The organism is Bartonella sp. AD328YNZD, from assembly GCF_042196425.1.
Window position 1 is genome coordinate 1 of the sequence record NZ_JBHIQG010000702.1, and the last position, 764, is coordinate 764.

General features: G+C 43.3%; 1 pseudogene. It reads right to left on the minus strand.

The window, feature by feature from the left end:
• Positions 1 to 513: pseudogene (locus ACFIO3_RS14560) on the minus strand (primosomal protein N'); the annotation flags it as partial.
• Positions 514 to 764: the final 251 nt, after the last annotated feature.

Consider the following 764-nt stretch of genomic DNA (forward strand, 5'->3'; position numbering starts at 1 on the left):
AGCTTTTAAACCTTCAACAACAGAAACCGAAGTTCCAGCCGCATGTGCCAGACCAGAACGTGTCCATATCTTCTCATTACGCACCAATTCCAAAACCCGCGATCGCGCTGGTGTGAGACGTTCTACATTTCCACCACAATATCGCAACCCCAGCATCTGCGCTTCCGGCTCTAAAGCAGCCGGTACAGACAAAACCAATCGCGCTACAAGACCAAAAGGTGCCATTGTATAGCGACTAACAAAACGCAAAAATGTGATCATTTCTGTCTTTAATGGGGGGCAATCAAAAACATGAAGAAGAAAGCGTAATTTTTCACGCGCCACAGGTGCAGCCCCTTGCCCATCGGCTCTCTTTTCTTCAACGTCCACAACAAAACCGCAAACTTCGCGTCCCATCACCGGAACCCGAACAAAAGACCCAACGTTCACCTCCATAGAAGATGGAACTTTATAACTATAAGGGTGAGCAACAGGAAGAAGAACCAATACGGATACAATCTTTTCCTCCATCATGTTTGAATTCATCTTTTTAACCAATCTACAACCCCTCGAGCACCAACAGGTCTATACCTTATCTTTAAATACTCTTAATTAAAATTCATTGCGGGATTCAATCTTTCCCCCCTATCACAGCACTTTTCTCACAAAAATTCTTTTAAACACTCATTCCATCATCAAAGCACCAACAAAAAACCAGCGCCATTCTCCAGTGCAAATAAAGCCCATCTACTATAAACATTCAACATGATATCGTAAGTATACCC